This window comes from Pedobacter aquatilis (assembly GCF_032678405.1).
GTDB classification, from domain to species: Bacteria; Bacteroidota; Bacteroidia; order Sphingobacteriales; family Sphingobacteriaceae; genus Pedobacter; species Pedobacter aquatilis_A.
The window spans coordinates 74,235-91,588 of record NZ_JAVTSJ010000007.1 but is presented as its reverse complement, the minus strand read 5'-3'; the positions used below and the strand labels follow the sequence as shown (position 1 = coordinate 91,588).

21 protein-coding genes are annotated in these 17,354 nt (G+C 33.2%); all 21 read left to right on the top strand.

From position 1 onward, the window contains the following. Positions 1-7 precede the first annotated feature (7 nt). A complete protein-coding gene (locus R2R71_RS18360; protein ID WP_316832740.1) occupies positions 8-1,111 on the top strand; it encodes a glycosyltransferase family 4 protein in 1,104 nt (367 codons plus the stop codon). Continuing rightward, positions 1,108-1,962, top strand: a complete 855-nt coding sequence (locus R2R71_RS18355) for an ABC transporter permease (protein WP_316832739.1) — start codon at positions 1,108-1,110, stop codon at positions 1,960-1,962. Before R2R71_RS18360 ends, R2R71_RS18355 begins: the two co-directional genes overlap by 4 nt. Positions 1,963-2,045: 83 nt before the next feature. Further along, the gene (locus R2R71_RS18350) at positions 2,046-2,408 is read left to right on the top strand and encodes a four helix bundle protein (RefSeq protein ID WP_316832738.1); all 363 of its coding nucleotides are present in this window, start codon (positions 2,046-2,048) and stop codon (positions 2,406-2,408) included. 35 nt (positions 2,409-2,443) lie between these two features. After that, complete coding sequence (locus R2R71_RS18345; protein ID WP_316832737.1) at positions 2,444-3,721, top strand: polysaccharide ABC transporter ATP-binding protein; 1,278 nt, start codon at positions 2,444-2,446, stop codon at positions 3,719-3,721. A 5-nt stretch (positions 3,722-3,726) separates the two neighbouring features. Further along, positions 3,727-4,356 carry a hypothetical protein gene (locus tag R2R71_RS18340; protein ID WP_316832736.1) on the top strand — a complete coding sequence of 210 codons (630 nt, stop codon included), beginning with the start codon at positions 3,727-3,729 and terminating at the stop codon, positions 4,354-4,356. A gap of 1 nt (position 4,357) precedes the next feature. Next, positions 4,358-4,984 carry an HAD family phosphatase gene (locus R2R71_RS18335; protein ID WP_316832735.1) on the top strand — a complete coding sequence of 209 codons (627 nt, stop codon included), beginning with the start codon at positions 4,358-4,360 and terminating at the stop codon, positions 4,982-4,984. Next, complete coding sequence (locus R2R71_RS18330; protein WP_316832734.1) at positions 4,977-5,708, top strand: glycosyltransferase family 2 protein; 732 nt, start codon at positions 4,977-4,979, stop codon at positions 5,706-5,708. The genes R2R71_RS18335 and R2R71_RS18330 overlap by 8 nt, the downstream gene beginning before the upstream one ends. Then, positions 5,698-6,027 (top strand): hypothetical protein, encoded by a 330-nt coding sequence (locus R2R71_RS18325; protein WP_316832733.1) that lies wholly within the window; start codon positions 5,698-5,700, stop codon positions 6,025-6,027. The genes R2R71_RS18330 and R2R71_RS18325 overlap by 11 nt, the downstream gene beginning before the upstream one ends. Beyond that, the gene (locus R2R71_RS18320) at positions 6,024-6,767 is read left to right on the top strand and encodes a glycosyltransferase family 2 protein (protein WP_316832732.1); all 744 of its coding nucleotides are present in this window, start codon (positions 6,024-6,026) and stop codon (positions 6,765-6,767) included. Before R2R71_RS18325 ends, R2R71_RS18320 begins: the two co-directional genes overlap by 4 nt. Beyond that, positions 6,742-7,812, top strand: a complete 1,071-nt coding sequence (locus R2R71_RS18315) for a WavE lipopolysaccharide synthesis family protein (protein WP_316832731.1) — start codon at positions 6,742-6,744, stop codon at positions 7,810-7,812. The genes R2R71_RS18320 and R2R71_RS18315 overlap by 26 nt, the downstream gene beginning before the upstream one ends. Before the next feature lie 44 nt (positions 7,813-7,856). Then, entirely contained in the window at positions 7,857-8,684 is an 828-nt protein-coding gene (locus R2R71_RS18310; protein ID WP_316832730.1) for an alpha-1,2-fucosyltransferase, read from the top strand. Then, the gene (locus R2R71_RS18305; RefSeq protein WP_316832729.1) at positions 8,669-9,586 is read left to right on the top strand and encodes a glycosyltransferase family A protein; all 918 of its coding nucleotides are present in this window, start codon (positions 8,669-8,671) and stop codon (positions 9,584-9,586) included. Before R2R71_RS18310 ends, R2R71_RS18305 begins: the two co-directional genes overlap by 16 nt. Beyond that, entirely contained in the window at positions 9,579-10,451 is an 873-nt protein-coding gene (locus R2R71_RS18300; protein ID WP_316832728.1) for a glycosyltransferase family A protein, read from the top strand. Before R2R71_RS18305 ends, R2R71_RS18300 begins: the two co-directional genes overlap by 8 nt. A 1-nt stretch (position 10,452) precedes the next feature. Then, positions 10,453-11,277: a glycosyltransferase family 2 protein gene (locus tag R2R71_RS18295; RefSeq protein ID WP_316832727.1), complete on the top strand. Its 825-nt coding sequence runs from the start codon at positions 10,453-10,455 to the stop codon at positions 11,275-11,277. A gap of 156 nt (positions 11,278-11,433) precedes the next feature. Further along, entirely contained in the window at positions 11,434-12,111 is a 678-nt protein-coding gene (locus R2R71_RS18290) for an FkbM family methyltransferase (protein WP_316832726.1), read from the top strand. A 78-nt stretch (positions 12,112-12,189) separates the two neighbouring features. Further along, complete coding sequence (locus R2R71_RS18285; RefSeq protein ID WP_316832725.1) at positions 12,190-13,065, top strand: nucleotide-diphospho-sugar transferase; 876 nt, start codon at positions 12,190-12,192, stop codon at positions 13,063-13,065. Next, complete coding sequence (locus R2R71_RS18280; RefSeq protein WP_316832724.1) at positions 13,052-13,834, top strand: DUF5672 family protein; 783 nt, start codon at positions 13,052-13,054, stop codon at positions 13,832-13,834. The genes R2R71_RS18285 and R2R71_RS18280 overlap by 14 nt, the downstream gene beginning before the upstream one ends. Further along, the gene (locus tag R2R71_RS18275) at positions 13,835-14,572 is read left to right on the top strand and encodes a class I SAM-dependent methyltransferase (RefSeq protein WP_316832723.1); all 738 of its coding nucleotides are present in this window, start codon (positions 13,835-13,837) and stop codon (positions 14,570-14,572) included. Further along, entirely contained in the window at positions 14,553-15,488 is a 936-nt protein-coding gene (locus R2R71_RS18270) for a glycosyltransferase family 2 protein (RefSeq protein ID WP_316832722.1), read from the top strand. The genes R2R71_RS18275 and R2R71_RS18270 overlap by 20 nt, the downstream gene beginning before the upstream one ends. Continuing rightward, positions 15,472-16,431: a class I SAM-dependent methyltransferase gene (locus R2R71_RS18265; protein ID WP_316832721.1), complete on the top strand. Its 960-nt coding sequence runs from the start codon at positions 15,472-15,474 to the stop codon at positions 16,429-16,431. Before R2R71_RS18270 ends, R2R71_RS18265 begins: the two co-directional genes overlap by 17 nt. Continuing rightward, positions 16,413-17,345, top strand: coding sequence for a glycosyltransferase family A protein (locus R2R71_RS18260; RefSeq protein ID WP_316832720.1), 933 nt, complete (start codon positions 16,413-16,415; stop codon positions 17,343-17,345). Before R2R71_RS18265 ends, R2R71_RS18260 begins: the two co-directional genes overlap by 19 nt. Positions 17,346-17,354 lie beyond the last annotated feature (9 nt).

Genomic DNA, 17,354 nt, shown 5'->3' with positions numbered 1-17,354 from the left:
TAATTGAATGAATAACAAAAAAGTTCTGTTTCTAAGCTTATATACTTTCGGGTTAACCGGTGGCATTGAAAAAGTGTGCCGTTCAGTAACAAAAGCATTGGGCAACTTAAATGAAGCGGGTTCAATTGCGGCTCATCATTGTTTGAGTGTATACGATACTGAAACGGATAGCCGATATGCTGATGCCGTAAATTTTTCGGGTTTTAGCGGAAAGCGTATCACTTTTGGTTTAAACAGCATTCGGGAAGGCTTGAAATCAGATATTGTTATGCTCAGCCATGTCAACCTGCTGATTTTCGCCTGGCTAATCAAGGCATTAAAACCAAAAACCCGAGTGATTCTTTTTGCCCACGGGATTGAAATCTGGAAACCACTGCGTAACTGGAAAAGGAAATTTTTGCAGCGAAAAGTTGAAATTCTTGCTGTAAGTAAATATACCGCTGATTGTATCCAGCAAAAACATCATATCGAAGCACAGCAAATTAATATCCTGAACAATTGCCTGGATCCCTTCTTTGAGCCTCCTGTTACTTTTGAGAAACCTTTCGAATTAATGGAAAGATATGCTATAAGCCGTGATAAAAAAATATTGTTCACACTCACCAGGCTCTCCTCGCAAGAACAATACAAAGGCTATGACCAGGTGCTGGCGGCGATGAAGAACCTACCTGAGAATGTTCATTACATCATTGGCGGAAAGGCTGATACGATTGAAGCGGAACGGATAAAGCAACTCATTGTGCAATATGGATTACAGAAACGGGTAACCTTAACTGGCTTCATTGCCGATGAAGAAATTACCGGGCACTATTTGCTGGCAGATATTTATGTTATGCCGAGTAAAGCTGAAGGTTTTGGCATCAGTTTTATTGAGGCTTCGGCATGTGGCTGTAAGGTGATTGCCGGTAACCAGGATGGCAGCAGTGCGGCACTGTTAAATGGTGCGCTTGGCACTTTGATTGATCCTAACGATTCAGCGCAACTCCAATCAGCGATTCTGGAAGCACTGGAGTTACCAGCCAGCCCTTTACTACAACAGGAAAAAACACTGGCACATTTTAGCTTTAGTCATTATCAGCACAAACTTCATCAACTTTTAACACATTCATGAACGAACACGAACATTCCTGGACGATTGAAGCAAAAAGTTCACTATTCGACCTCAAGTTAAACGAAGTTTGGGCATACCGTGATTTATTATGGTTATTGGTAAGGCGTGATTTTGTTTCTTTTTATAAACAGACAATCCTTGGTCCGCTATGGTTTTTCATACAGCCTTTGTTTACGACAATTATTTTCACCTTTATATTCGGTAACCTGGCAGGAATTTCGACCGATGGTCTTCCAAAACCATTGTTTTACATGGCTGGCATTACCGCCTGGAATTACTTTGCTGATTGCTTAATTAAAACCTCGAACGTCTTCCGGGACAATGCCGGTATATTTGGTAAGGTGTATTTTCCCCGGTTAATTATGCCTTTAAGCATCGTGGTAAGTAATTTAGTGCGATTCGGTGTTCAGATGTTATTGTTCTTAATTTTAATGGCTTATTATTACATAACAGGCACCCCATTGCACATCAGCTGGGCCATTGGTTTATTTCCCATAATTGTATTATTAATGGCTTTATTAGGTTTAGGTGCAGGAATGATTATTTCTGCGATGACAACCAAATACCGTGACCTGGCTTTTTTGGTGAGTTTCGGAGTACAGCTCCTGATGTATGCAACAACTGTTATCTATCCCCTCTCAGAAGCTATTAAAAAATACCCAGCTTATTCATGGGTAATTGAATATAATCCGATGACCCCTATCATAGAAACGTTTAGATATGGCTTCCTGGGCGAAGGGAGTTTTAGTTTGGTTAGCTTTGGCTATGCTTCGGCTATAACCTTCGCATTGCTCCTTTTCGGAATTGTGATTTTTAATAAAGTGGAGCGGAATTTTGTGGACACTGTTTGATGTTTAGGGGTTAGGGTTGAGAGGTTAAAAAAAATAACACAAATCATCCTTTATTTAATTCATTTAGTAACTAAATAAAGATCATGCATATTTATTCATTCGAAAAACTTGATGTTTGGCAACTTTCAAGAGCATTTAGAAAAGACATTTATCAATTGGCTTCAAAATTTCCGAAGGAAGAAACCTTTGGATTGACTAGTCAAATAAAAAGATCTGTAAGCAGCATTGGAGCTTGCCTTGCCGAGGGCTCTGGTAAAATAACAGCAAAAGACAAAGCACATTATACCAACATGGCTTATACAACAACCCTCGAAACGTTAAATCATATTATTGCCGCAATGGATCTGGATTATATTTCAGAGTCAGAATACCTTTTGCAGCGAATTAAGATAGAAGCCATTACAACAAAATTAAGTGCGCTGAGGAAATCGCAAATACTTCGTTGAATTAACAACCCCTACTCTCTAAACACTAAACAACAATGTCAAAAAACATTGCTATCAAAGTAGAAAACCTTTCCAAAGCTTATCAGCTCGGACAAATTGGAACCGGAACGATCAGTAGTGATTTGGAACGCTGGTATGCCAGAATCCGTGGGAAAGAAGATCCTTTTTTAACAATTGGAGAAACAAACGATAGAACTTTGAAGGGTAGCAGTGATGTTGTATGGAGCCTAAAAGATATTAATTTTGAAATTAATCAAGGAGATGCTGTTGGTATCATTGGCCAAAATGGCGCAGGTAAAAGTACATTGCTTAAAATTTTAAGTAAAGTTACCGCCCCTACAACCGGTAAAATATCTGGTAAAGGGAGAATTGCAAGCTTACTAGAAGTTGGAACAGGCTTTCATCCCGAGTTATCAGGAAGGGAAAATATTTTCCTAAATGGTGCTATTTTAGGCATGCGAAAAAAAGAAATTCAACGAAAACTTGACGAAATAGTAGATTTTGCTGGTGTAGAAAGGTATATAGATACTCCCGTTAAGAGATACAGTTCTGGTATGTACGTTCGATTAGCTTTTGGCGTTGCTGCACATTTAGAGTCAGAAATTTTAATTATCGACGAAGTGCTTGCTGTTGGTGATGCAGAATTTCAGAAAAAATGTTTAGGTAAAATGAATGATGTAAGTAAAGGGGAAGGAAGAACGGTGCTGTTTGTCAGTCATAATATGTCATCTATCAGCGCTTTATGTGATAATTGTATTTATCTTAAAAATGGTTTAATAGAAAATATCGGAGAAACCCGTGAAATAATCGGCAACTACATATCAAAGAATGAAAACATTTCAATTACTGAAGAATGGGTTGGAAAAGCGGGTGATGATGCAATTGAAATCAATAAGTGTATTGTTTACTCATTAGACCAGATTAACAATCTACACACTAACAGCGATGTTTATATTGAAATTCAGGGAGAGATTTTAAAACCCATATTCGGATTGGTATTGGGTTTCACGCTTTGGTCGGAATTTGATTATGAGCTTGCTTATGTACTACACGATGATGATGAAAATGATGTAGAAGTTAAAGAACATCAAGCCCAAAAATTCATTAAAAAATTTTGTATACCTGCGAACACATTAGCTGAAGGAAGATATCGAATACAATTTGACGTAGGCATACACATGAAAAAGAGAATAATTTATGATGAATGTGATATTTCCTTTAATCTTTTAAACATTAGCGGAATAGGTAGAAAATACGTAATACCCTCAGGCAAAGGCCGTACGAGTTTAATCAGAACCAAGTGGGCAATTTAAAGAACATGGAAATAATAAGTCATAGGGGTTATTGGAATAAATCAGAAGAAAAAAATAAATCAGAAGCATTTATAAGGTCATTTGATTTAGGTTTTGGTACAGAAACGGATTTAAGAGATTTAAACCGTAATATTGTAATATCACATGATCCGGCTGACAATGGTTCAATGCTTGTGGATGATTTTTTTGATCTGTACAATAGGTATAATCAATTATCTACCCTTGCTTTGAATATAAAAGCTGATGGCTTACAAGCTGGAATCCAAAATCTAGTAAAAACACACAAGATTCATAGCTATTTTGTATTTGATATGTCGATACCGGATACCCTCGGGTACATTAAACATAAAATTCCCTTCTTTAGCAGACAAAGTGAACATGAATTGCTACCTGCATTTTATGAACAATGTGAAGGAATATGGCTGGATTGTTTTATAAAAGACTGGTATGATGACAAGCTAATCTTAAAACATATTCAAAACAATAAAAGAGTAGCAATTGTATCTCCCGAGCTACATGGCAGAAACCATTTAGCTCTATGGGAAATGCTAAAATCAACAGCGATTTGCACGAATAAAAAAGTAATTTTATGTACAGATTTTCCTATGGAAGCGCGAAACTTTTTTCAAAATTAAAATGAAAATCAAAGCGGTAATATTCGATATGGATGGGGTATTGATAGATGCCAAAGACTGGCACTATGAAGCGCTTAACTCGGCATTAAGTTTATTTGGTGCAGAAATAAACAGGCAGGATCATCTTTCTACTTTTGACGGACTTCCAACCAAAAAGAAACTTGAGCTTTTAAGTTTGAAAAATGGTTTGCCGTTAGGCTTGCATAGTTTTATTGGAGCGCTAAAACAACAATTTACATTTGAAGCCATTTTTGCTAAATGTAATCCCGTTTTTCAACATCAATTTGCATTATCTCAATTAAAAAAAGATGGTTATAAGCTTGCTGTTGCATCAAACTCAATTAGCCAAACAGTTAACATTATGATGGAAAAAGCCGGCCTTGTGAATTATCTGGACTTTTGCCTATCAAGTGACGATGTAACAAAAAGTAAACCCGATCCGGAAATTTACTTGATGGCTATAAAAAAATTAAATTTAGCTCCTGCAGAGTGTTTAATAGTTGAAGATAATGAACATGGAATAAAGGCTGCATTGGATTCGGGAGCGCACTTACTCAAGGTAAAGGATACGACTGACGTAACCTACCATAGAATAATTAAAAGAATACAGGAATTAGAAAATGATTAAAATAATTTTTCCTTTAGCAGGATCATCAGAATTGTTTTTTAATTCTGGTTTTACTTACCCCAAACCACTAATTGATGTAAAGGGTATCCCTATGATACAATTTATATTTGAAAAAATAATTCCTATTAACATTCCTCATAAATTTATCTTTATTATAAATGAAGAAGATGTAATAAAATATCATTTAGATAGCACATTAAAATTATTAACACAAAATTGCGACATTATAAAATTAAAAAATCCTACTAAAGGAGCACTATGCAGTATTTTAATGGCGATAGATTATATTGATAATGATGATACTTTGTTAATCTTAAATGGAGATCAAATTATTGAAGAAGATTTTAATAAAATAATAGAATTTTGGGAGGAAAAACTGGCAGATGTGGGTGTTGTAACTTTTAAATCAATTCATCCAAGATGGTCTTATGTAAAAATTGAAAATGATTTAATTACTCAAACCGCCGAAAAAAACCCTATTAGCCAGCATGCTATTGCGGGTTATTATTATTTTTCGAAGGCATCATTGTTTTTTGAAAATGCTTTTCGGGTTATAAGGAATAAAGTACAATTAAATGATGTTTACTTTATCTCGCCTGTTATTAACGAATATATTTTAGCGGAAAAGAAAGTTTACAATTATGAAATTGATAATTTAAAATACCACTCATTTTATTCTCCTCAAAAATTAAACGAATTTGAAAATCTGAAAAATGGCCATTGAAAAATTTGACCTGTCTGCGATGACCAATGGTTGGTTTATCGGAGATTTTGAACCCAGCCTCCACAGAACTCAAGATTTCGAGGTTGGGCTTAAGCGTTATAAAAAAGGTGACTACGACTCAATCCATTACCATAAAATAGCTACCGAGTTTACAGTGATTGTGAACGGAAAAGTCGAAATGAATGGTATACAATATAATGATGGTGATATAATAAAAATTATGCCTGATACGCCTACGAATTTTAAAGCGTTAACTGACGTAGTTACTGTTGTTGTTAAGATACCAGGGGCTTCTAATGATAAATATTTATTGAAATGATAAATATCGTAATACCCATGGCCGGTAGCGGCAGTAGATTTGCTAAGGCTGGATTTACAAAAGCTAAACCATTTATTGATGTTGCCGGTAAACCAATGATTGTAAGGGTAATGGAAAATCTAAAATATCCAGACGCTCAATTTTTCCTGATAGGACAAGAAAGACATTTGACAGAGGAAAATAAAACAATTAATGAGATAAAAGACAATTTTAATGCTCATTTTATATTTATTGATAAACTCACTGAAGGTACAGTATGCACTATATTACATGCCAGAAAATACATAAATAATAACACTCCATTACTTATAGCTAACTCCGATCAAATTATTGAGAATGGAATTGCTGGTTTTATTAACGATTGTTTTCAAAGATCACTTGATGGTTCGATATTAACGTTTAATGACGAAAGCCTAAATCCAAAATGGTCTTTTGCAAAAACTGATGATAATGGATTAGTGACAGAAGTACAGGAAAAGAAGCCAATATCTGATTTAGCTACCGCCGGAATATATTTATTTAGAAAAGGAAATGATTTTGTTGATGGGGCGATAGATATGATTATCAATAACGACCGGGTTAATAATGAATTTTACACTTGCCCAGTTTATAACTATGCTATTAAAAATGGCTTACAAATCGGCACTTATAGTATCAATCATACATGGATGCATGGTTTGGGCACACCAGAAGACCTTGAAAAGTATCTGAAAGATGGGATATCTGAAAAGCTTATTTAGACTTTTCTTTACGAACTTAGTTAAATACTTAGTTTCCAAAAACTTCATTGATTTAAATGAAATGCATTTGAATGTTATTCAAAAACTTGAAAAAGTTGAGAATGTTTTCCTTACCGAGCATAGAAGACCCAAAGAACATGTAGCCTACAATATAAAGCCCTTAACAACAAGAACACAGCCTAAAATAGCTGTAGTTATTCAGGGACCAATAATAATCGTTGATAATTTCACTCTTGAAACAATTTTACTCTACAAGAAAAATTTCAAAAACACTATCCTAATTGTTTCGACATGGATAGGAGAAGATGAACCTACCCTATTGAAATTAAAATCTCTCGGAATTGAAATTATTTTAAATGAAAAGCCATTAATATCAGGACACTCTCATATTAATTACCAAATAAAAAGTAGCATAACTGGAATTAAGAGGGCTAAAGAATTGGGTGCGAAATATGTAATGAAAACCCGTGCAGATCAAAGAATTTATGGTTTAAATACGATTGAATATTTTTTAAATCTCATTGCTAGTTTTCCACTCAGAAATGTAAGCCTCCAAAAAGAAAGATTGATTATACCTAGTATTAATACATTTTTATTCCGTTTATATGGCATTACCGATATGATGATGTTTGGAAATACTGATGATATGATCTTGTATTGGAATGCTGAACCTGACAATAGGGTAATTAATGATCAAGGTGTAATTTATACCGGGAAATCATTTGCAGAAATAAGCGTATGCGAAGTCTATCTTTCAACTCAATTCTTAAAAAAAACAGGACGAAATCTGAAATGGACTATCGAGGATAGCTGGAGTGTGTATGCTGAAAGTTTTTGTTGCGTAGACTACAATTCTATCGATCTGTTTTGGCCAAAGTATTTACCACACACTGAGTTCAGGAACCGATATTATAGCCATAACAATACGCATCAGTTGCTAACATTTAATGATTGGTTTTCGATTTATAATAAAACTTATCATTATCCGAATGAGAAAATATTAACTTTCAATGAAGGTGATTATTTTGATGAACCAGATAATTAATCTTAAAAGTGGGACTTAAGTATTCTTAATTTATTAAAAAACAAATGGTCATCGTAAAACTTCAGGGCGGACTGGGGAATCAGATGTTCCAATATGCCACAGCAAAAGCAATCGGATCTAAATCATTATATTTCGATGTTGATTTTTTAAACGCTAACCGGGTGTCTGATGAAAATTTCACTAAAAGAGAACTTGAATTATTCATTTTTGAGAATATCAATCTAAAAATTACCAGGAGATTTTTGAAATATCTGATAAGGAAAAAATTAATATTTCTCTCCAAATCTATTTATCAATCTGAAAAAAACGAGTTCATCAATCTTAAAAGTAATAAGTCTTTTAGTTTATATTTGGATGGCTATTTTCAAAATGAGGTTTACTTTGCCGATATCAGAGAACAACTTTTACATGATTTCAGGTTTCCGGAATTATCTGAGTCAAATAAAATTATAGCCGATAAAATAAAGGCCGACAATAATGCTGTAGCAGTTCATATTCGAAGAGGAGATTATCTAAAGCCAGCCATTAGTGCTTATCACGGTATACTTCCTCTTAATTATTATGAGCAAGCAAAATCTGAAATCGAAAATAAAGTTAATCATCCAACTTATTACGTTTTTTCTGATGACATTGAATGGTGTAAGGCCAATTTGAGTTTAATACCTGCAACATTTGTTTCAAATGCTAACTCAAAAAACTGGGAGGATATGTATCTTATGCATTTGTGCAGGCATAATATAATAGCAAATAGCAGTTACAGTTGGTGGTCTGCCTGGTTAAATCGAAATCCGGATAAAATTGTAATTGCGCCCAAAAAGTGGTTTGTTCATAATTCAACAGAAATAGTTCCGTTAGGATGGATAAAACTTTAGTTTCAATAATTATGCCTGCTTACAATGCAGAAAAATTTATAAAAGAGGCAATCGAATCAGTGGTATTGCAAACATACAAAAACTGGGAGCTAATCATTGTTGATGATGGCTCAACCGATTCAACCGCAGCAATTATAAAAGAATTTACCAACATAAATCACAGAATACACTATTACTATCAGGAAAATGGCAAACAAGGTAAAGCTCGAAATTTGGGTATAAAAAATAGCCATGGCGAACTCATAGCCTTTTTAGATGCCGATGACATTTGGGTAGCCAATAAATTAGAGATTCAGTTAAATTTATTGAAAGAAAATGAGTCAATCGATTTATTATTTACTCAAGGATTTATAATTGAAAATAGTAAGTGCAATGATTGCAACTTAGTTATAAAAGATAAATGGGATTTAAACAATTTCGAAGACTTTTTGTTGCACAACCAAATCCCGATATTGTCTGTATTAATGAAAAAGGAAGCTTTGGTTAAAGTAGGTTTTTTTTCGGAGCAGAATGAAATACAAAATGCAGAAGATTATCATTTGTGGTTGAAATTATTACTTACAGGATACAAATTCCGTTCAACAGCTCACAGATTATTTTATTATCGAATACACCCCTCCCAATCTACTTTTCAAAATTTAAATATATCTCAACCTATTTTTTACACTTTATGCGATATATATGATTTCACAAATAAGATTGATAAAAAGAAGACGATTGTTAACAAATTGAAATGGCAGCTTTTTAATCCAGATTTTCATCAAAATTGTATTGCCATTATCAGTGATTATTTAAGCTTAAAAAAATTAGATATATTATCTTTTCTAATCGGAACACTTCTTAGTGGAAACAGTCGTATACAACAAAAGATTGCATTTAAGATCGTATCAATTGTTGGATAAGAATTATAAAATATCGGTTATTATTTGTGTTTACAATGAAGGAATCAGTATTTTAAAGGCTTTAAAATCTTTAAGAAATAACAAAATCTATTCAGCCACCGAAATTATATTGGTAGATGATTGTTCAACTGATAACTCAACTTTACAAGTACTGGCTAAACTTAATCAGGTTAAAAACCTCCAAATTATAAGGAGCGAAACGAACTCAGGATTGTCCAATTCAAGAAATTTAGGTTTTGATAATTCTACAACTGAAATCATCGTACCGCTTGACGCTGATGACATATTGCCAGATTTTTCTTTAGATCTAATCTATAAGGCCTTTGAAGAAAATAATGACATCGATTTTGTTGCTGGTGATTACTATTTAAAAGACGTTGAAACTAATGAATCTCAGCTTATAAAATGTGATGACATAGCAACAAAAAACATAATCGATAAAAGAAAATTAAGCATTCACTGGAAACTTCTTGGTACAAGTCCATGTAGAAAAAGTGTATGGAAAGAAATTGGCGGTTACAGTTTAGAATTTTCGTACTCTGTGCAAGATGTAGATTTTTGGATAAGGGTATTACAGGCAGGGTTTAATGGCATGTACTTAAACGCTCCAATTTATGTCTGGAACCGGTCAGCAGGTGGAATGAATTTTAATTTTGATCGTTTTGATATGACAAAGCTTCTTGAGAAGCATTTAGATTTCTATCAACTAAGCTTGACCCGAAAATACATTTACAATAAAATTTTTGAGAGCTATTATCCTTACAAGGATAAAAACAAAATTTTGTCTTTAGGTAAGCGTTATTTTTATCATCTAAAAATGGTTAATAAATTAAGATTTTTCTACGCCATTACGCTTAGCAGTTAAAATGGAAAGTATCTTATCGGTGATAATACCTACCTATAATTCAGCGAAAACTCTTTCCAATTGTTTAGATAGTCTAGTATCTCAACATTTTAAAGATTTCGAAATTTGGATTATTGATGGATTATCAACAGATACTACCCTAGAAATTGTAAAACGATACCAAGAGTATTCTCCTAATATTAATTATATATCAGAGGGGGATAAAGGAATCTATGATGCGATGAACAAAGGCATTGCGTTAAGTGCAGGGAAATGGATTTACTTTTTGGGAAGCGATGATACGCTTTATAACAATGAAGTACTACAGGAGATAAAACACAAAATAGATGAAACATCGGCTAAAATAATTTATGGCAATGTGATAATGCGAGGTAAAAACCAGTGGAATCTGGATAATGTTGTTTTTAATGGTAAATATAATTTAGAAAAAATGCTTGTCACAAATATCTGCCATCAAAGCATTTTTTACCGTCGCAATGTTTTTTTAGAACTAGGTAACTATGATTTAAAATATATAAGTAGCGCAGACCAGGAATTTAATTTAAGGTGTTATGCTAAATTAAAATTCGATTACGTTGACCTCATTGTTGCAAACTTTTACGTTGGCGGTTTTAGCACCACAGTACCTGATAATTACTTCAATAAAAACAGAGGCGTAATTCTATATCAGTACTTCAAAAAAAGGATATTCGATAAAGACTTTTCTAAAGTCCGGGTATATTTAAGAGAAGTATTTACTAAAAAAAACAAATTATTAAAACCCCATCAGCGATTCATATGCCTACTCGCATACATAAAGCTGAAAGTAGCTAGTTTAGTTAGTTAATTTATTAAACCCTAATTTATGAATTCATTAATGTTGTTAGCCAGAAAAATTCTAAAAAAAGTATATCGGCGACCATTGATTATAAAAGATATCAATTATAAAGACCAGGATAAATTAACCGCATTACAACGCTATGAAGCTGCCAATATCAATTTTATGGGCGTAGATTTTAGCGTTGTTGACAATGTAACTTTTATTGCCTCGTACCTAGAAATTTTTAGAGAGAACGTTTATAGTTTTGAAACAAAGACGATAAAACCTGTAATGATCGATTGTGGTGCAAATATCGGGTTGGCAACAATTTACTTAAAACAAAACCATCCTGATGCCAGCATAGTAGCCTTTGAACCCGATCCTAAAATTTTTGATGCCTTGCAAAATAACATTAAAGCTTTCGGATTTAAAGATATTACATGTCTAAATAAAGCTGTATCAAGCGAAAAAGGTATACTTAATTTTAGCAGTGAAGGTGGGCATGCCGGAAAATTATCATTTAATAATAACGTTGAAACCATAAAGGTTGAGGCAATCCGATTAAAAGAATTTTTACAGCAATATGAAACAATATCATTTTTAAAAATTGATATCGAAGGACATGAAAAAGATTTAATTCCAGATATAGCGGAAGAGCTGTTGAAAGTAGAGTTTTTATTTTTAGAATATCATTCATTTATAGATGAGCCTCAGTGTTTAGAGGAAATGTTAACACACCTTAAAAATGCAGGTTTTAGGTATTATCTTAAAGAAGGATATCCTAAAATGAATCCCTTTTCGGGTGAGGAAATATTTGGTAGAATGGACTTTATGGTAAACATTTATTGTTTCAGGAAATAATATTCCAAATATATACAGTAAAAAATGTTTGAAACGCCGATACTTCTTTTAATATTTAACCGGCCGCAACATACCCGAATGGTTTTTGAAGAAATTAAAAAGCAAAGACCTAAATTTTTGTGTATTGCTGCCGATGGGCCAAGAGATAACCAGTTAAATGATATTAAACTTTGTGCCGAGGCAAAAAGCATTATTGCTGATATAGACTGGGAATGCCAGGTAGATACTCTTTTTAGAGCTAAAAATTTGGGAAGCAAGTATGCTGTTAGTGAAGCAATAACCTGGTTTTTAAATAAATATGGTTATGGGATTATTTTAGAAGATGACTGTTTACCAAATTCATCTTTTTTTTATTTTACGGAATCGTTGCTAAACAAATATCAACATGACACAAACGTGATGATGATAACGGGTTGCAGTTTTCAAAATAACACTTCCAGCTCCGCTACTTATTACTTTTCAAAGTACGTTCATGTTTGGGGCTGGGCTACGTGGAAGAGGGCATGGGATTTATACAATGTGAGTTTGGTTAATGAGCCAGAAGCTGCAAAATCTGCAATAATTAAACAGACTTTTAAATCCAGGAGGGAACAAAAGCTTTGGGATTATAATTTAAGCCTAATAAACAATGGTTTAGATGCCTGGGACTACCAGTGGATGTATTGGATATGGAAGAATAGAGGATTGACGATAATTCCCTGGCAAAATATGATTGCAAATATCGGTTTTGGCCCTGATGCTACTCATACTTTTGACGAATCATCAAATCAATCAAAAATGAAACAATTCGAATTGACCCAAATTGTACATCCAAAAGAAATTAAAGAGGACCTCAAAGCAGATAACTATGAACGTTATCAAATGCTAATAATGCCATTTAAAAAAGTGATTTTAACTAAAATCATCTCTAGAGCAAAGCGTTTTTTTTCTTTAAACAAGAATGCAGGTAACTGATACACTGGCAGCTGTTTTAATTCCAATTTATAAGGAAACATTAAATGAAACTGAAAGCATCTCATTAAATCAATGTTTAAAAGTCTTAAAACAACATAAGATTATATTTTTTGGCCCTGAAGACTTAAATCTTGATTGCTACCAGCGTGCTTGTGTTAAGCACCATATTAATTTTGAAATTACTTTCTTTGAGAAAAAATACTTCGAAGGAATTAATGGGTATAATCAGCTTATGCTTTCGTCGCATTTCTATAAAACATTTATCAAATTTAAATTCATATTAATTTATCAGTTAGATGCATTTGTTTTCAAAGATGAACTACATTATTGGTGCAATAAAGGATATGATTTCATTGGCGCACCAAATAGAAGCCATTTAAATAATCCCGGTGAAGTTCAGTTTTTAAAAAACTACTCAAAAATTCTAAGAATCTTAAAAATTGATAAACAAATAAGCAATGTTGGTAACGGTGGCTTTTCTTTACGAAAAACCAGGTCATGTTATCGGTTAGTTAAATTTCTTAACAATTCAGTCGAAAAGTGGCTTCCGAATAATGAAGACGGCTTCTTTAAGTATTTTGGAAATATATTATTCCCATTATTCAAACTACCAGGTGACGAGGAGGCGATAAGTTTTTCCATAGAAATCGAAGCTAGCACAACATTAGCCAAACTTAAAAAAGAAACTCCATTTGGTTGTCACGCATACGAAAAGTATGAGTGGGAAACATGGAAACCATTAATAGAAAAATACAGCTATCTACCCTAAATGGATACAAGAGACGATAAAACCGCCAGGCTCAGCAATATAAATATTAGCAAAAGCAACTCGCTTTATTTACATTATCATTTTTATCACGAAAAATTGTTTTCGGCAATTAAACGATATATAAATGGTGATTTAATTGACATTGGTTGCGGCAACAAACCTTGTTTAGAAACCATAAATCCACTCGTTACAAAATACATTGGTTGTGATATCATTCAATCAAGTAATCAATGTGTAGATGTACTTTGTCCGGCTAATGATATTCCACTAGCTGAGGCCACTTTTGATACTGTTTTCTCTTCGCAAACAATTGAGCATGTTGAAGATCATCAGGGGTTGGTAAATGAGGCTTACCGGCTTTTAAAACCTAATGGGTATTTTGTGTTGACCGGGCCGATGTATTGGCCCCTACACGAGGAGCCTCATGATTTTTTCAGATTTACAAAACATGGATTTAGACACATTCTAGAAAAAGCAGGTTTTGAAATTATTGAAATTAATTCGAACGGTGGAAAATGGGCTGTGGCTGGCCAAGCTTTGTTACATGCAGTTTATCCCGCTATGTATAATGTGAAAGGCATTAAAGGAAAATTAATAAAATCTATGGCTTTTCTTTTAGGAGGAATTAAAACAATAAATCGCATTTTCACTTACTTAGACACTAAAAACTATGACCCAGTAAACACAATGAATTATGTGATAGTTGCAAGAAAAAATAATGAAAATCTATCTTCCTGATCTAAATAATTATAAGAAAAAATTAATTGAAAATGGATTAACATTTCCTCTTGATAATGCTGCAAAAGCAGCTGAAGGATTATTGATGTCATTACCGGGGGTTAAAAGTAAATCAGGCTGGCCCTGGGATGAAGAGGTTGACCCAAGAATATACAGAGAGGATGTTGATTGGCCAAAACTCACTATCGTTACACCGTCTTACAATCAGGCTTCATTTATCGAGCAAACGATTAGATCAGTACTATTACAGAACTATCCTAATCTTGAATATATAGTTATAGATGGTGGAAGTACTGATAATACCAAAGAAATTCTGGAAAAATATTCACCCTGGATTAGTTATTGGCAATCAGAAAAAGATGATGGCCAGAGCCAAGCTATAAATTTAGGTTTCAGTATTGCTTCGGGAGATTATTATGCCTGGATTAATAGCGACGATTATTACTGCAAGGATGTTTTTAAATTAGTAATTACTAATTTTCTTAAACACAGAATCGAATTTGTTTATGGTTATAGTGCCAGTTATTCTCAAAAGGAAAATGAAATGGAAATTATAAAGGTTCGACGACTATATGATTATTTGCTTCGTATTCCAACACTACAACAACCTTCATGTTTTTGGCTGGCTAGTATTCACCAGCCCGTTTGGGAAGCATTGCATTGTTCATTAGATTTTGAGTTATGGCTGAGAATGGTGAAAGGAAAAAAAAGAAAACTACTTAAACATGTTCTGACAATTGCAAATAAACATGATGATGCTAAAACACATAATCCAAAGATGGGTGCAGCATGGAAACACGACCATGAACTCATTTGCAGTGAAGATGCCCATGGACCAGTAAATAACTGGCAAACAATTAACTTTTTACATCGAATATTGCTTAAACTTAATAAACTAATTGAAAAAAATTATTAGCGCTTTATTTTTTCTGTATAGAAAGATTTATTTTAAACTTCAATGTATATTATTCAATAAAATAATTAACAGTAAAAATGCATGGTTAATTTTTGATAAGAGTAATATTCCAGGTTTTGGAACAAATCTGTTAAGAACTTACTTCCCAATTTATTCGACACAATCCTTTAAAGAATCATTCTCGAGTAAAGTAATTTCAATGATGGAAGAAGTGATTAAGCGTAATAAAGCCGCTGAGCTTGAATTAAAAATCATCAATGAAATGCACCAGTTATTGGAATTATCAGAAATTGAAAAAGATCAGATCAAGCCCTACCTGGACAATTATTTCTTCGGAATATTCGACGCTGCAATACTTGGTGCCATGATGCAACAATATATACCTTTAAAAATAATCGAGATTGGTTCAGGAATATCAACCAGGTATATGCACTTTTTCAAAAATAAATATAGCTTAAAGACAAAAATAACTTGTATTGATCCCTTTCCAAGAGTAGAAATTGAGCAGGTAGTCGATACATTTTACAAAAAGCCCTTAGAATCTGCTATAGAAGAAAATGAAATTCAATTAGCTGCTGGTGATTTTCTGTTTATGGATGGTTCCCACTATGCCTTCCAGGGAAATGATACCTTGACTTTTTTCTTTAAATTAATACCATCCATCCCTTCGGGCGTTATCATCCATATTCATGATATTTATCTACCTTATGATTATGATACAAATGTATCACAACAGCTTTGGGCAGAACAGTACATACTTGCCGCAATGCTAGTGAATGGATTAAAGGATTACGAAATCTTATATCCTGCATATTATGAATCATGCACCAACCAGCAAATCATCAATAAACTTAATGAAGTAAATCTAACATTAGGTAGTAGAAATTTCGAGAAAAGAAAATCACATAAAGAAGGTTATAGCTTTTGGATGAGAAAAAAATGAGTTCGGATTTTCATCATTCTTTACTTGTTCCCTGCTATAATGCGGCTAAATATATTGATCGTTTTGCTTTGCAATTATCAAAGCTAACCATCCCTTTTAACGAAGTAGTATTCTATGATGATGGGAGTACAGATGAGACAATTTTCCTTTTAGAAAAAAAAGGGTTTAAGGTAATAAAAGGGCTAATTAATAAAGGCCCTGGCTATGCCAGAAATCGCCTTGCATATGAAGCAAAAGGAGAATATATTCATTTTCATGATATCGATGATGAAATTGATTCTGATTTTCTCAAACTAATTAATCAAAAATTAACTTTGTGTGATACAGATGTAATTCTCGGTTATGCTGATTGGATTGATGAAATTTCAAGAGCTTCGCTCATTTTATGGACGTATGATGAGATGGCCATTAAAAAAAATCCATTGGCTTATTTTATGAGTAAACCATTAGGTATAATTAATACGGTTTATAAAAAATCTACTTTTCTTAATATTGGTGGTTTTAATGAAAATATTAAATGCTGGGAAGATGCAGATTTGCATATTAGATTAGCTGCTGTACAGGCGAATTTTCAAGTTGTAAACGAAATAATTGCCCATTCGTTAAGGCATGCTAATGGTATAAGTAAGGATCAGGAAAAGTGTTGGAGGTGTAGGTTAAGATTTTTGGAAATTTACCTCAATGTTTATTTGGATAAAGTAGATAAAGATATTTTCAAACAGGAATTGAAGAAAGTGCAAACCGTTTTCATTAACATGGGCACATACAGATTGCTAAAAAAAATATTTGATTTGAATAAAAAATATCAACTTGATTTATCAACTAATAAGGCAAAGATGCTATATTACAGTAGTAGTCTTATACCGTCATCATGGCTACAAAAAGTAATTTCTTTTGCTCAACGCAGCAGATAGGTAAATAAA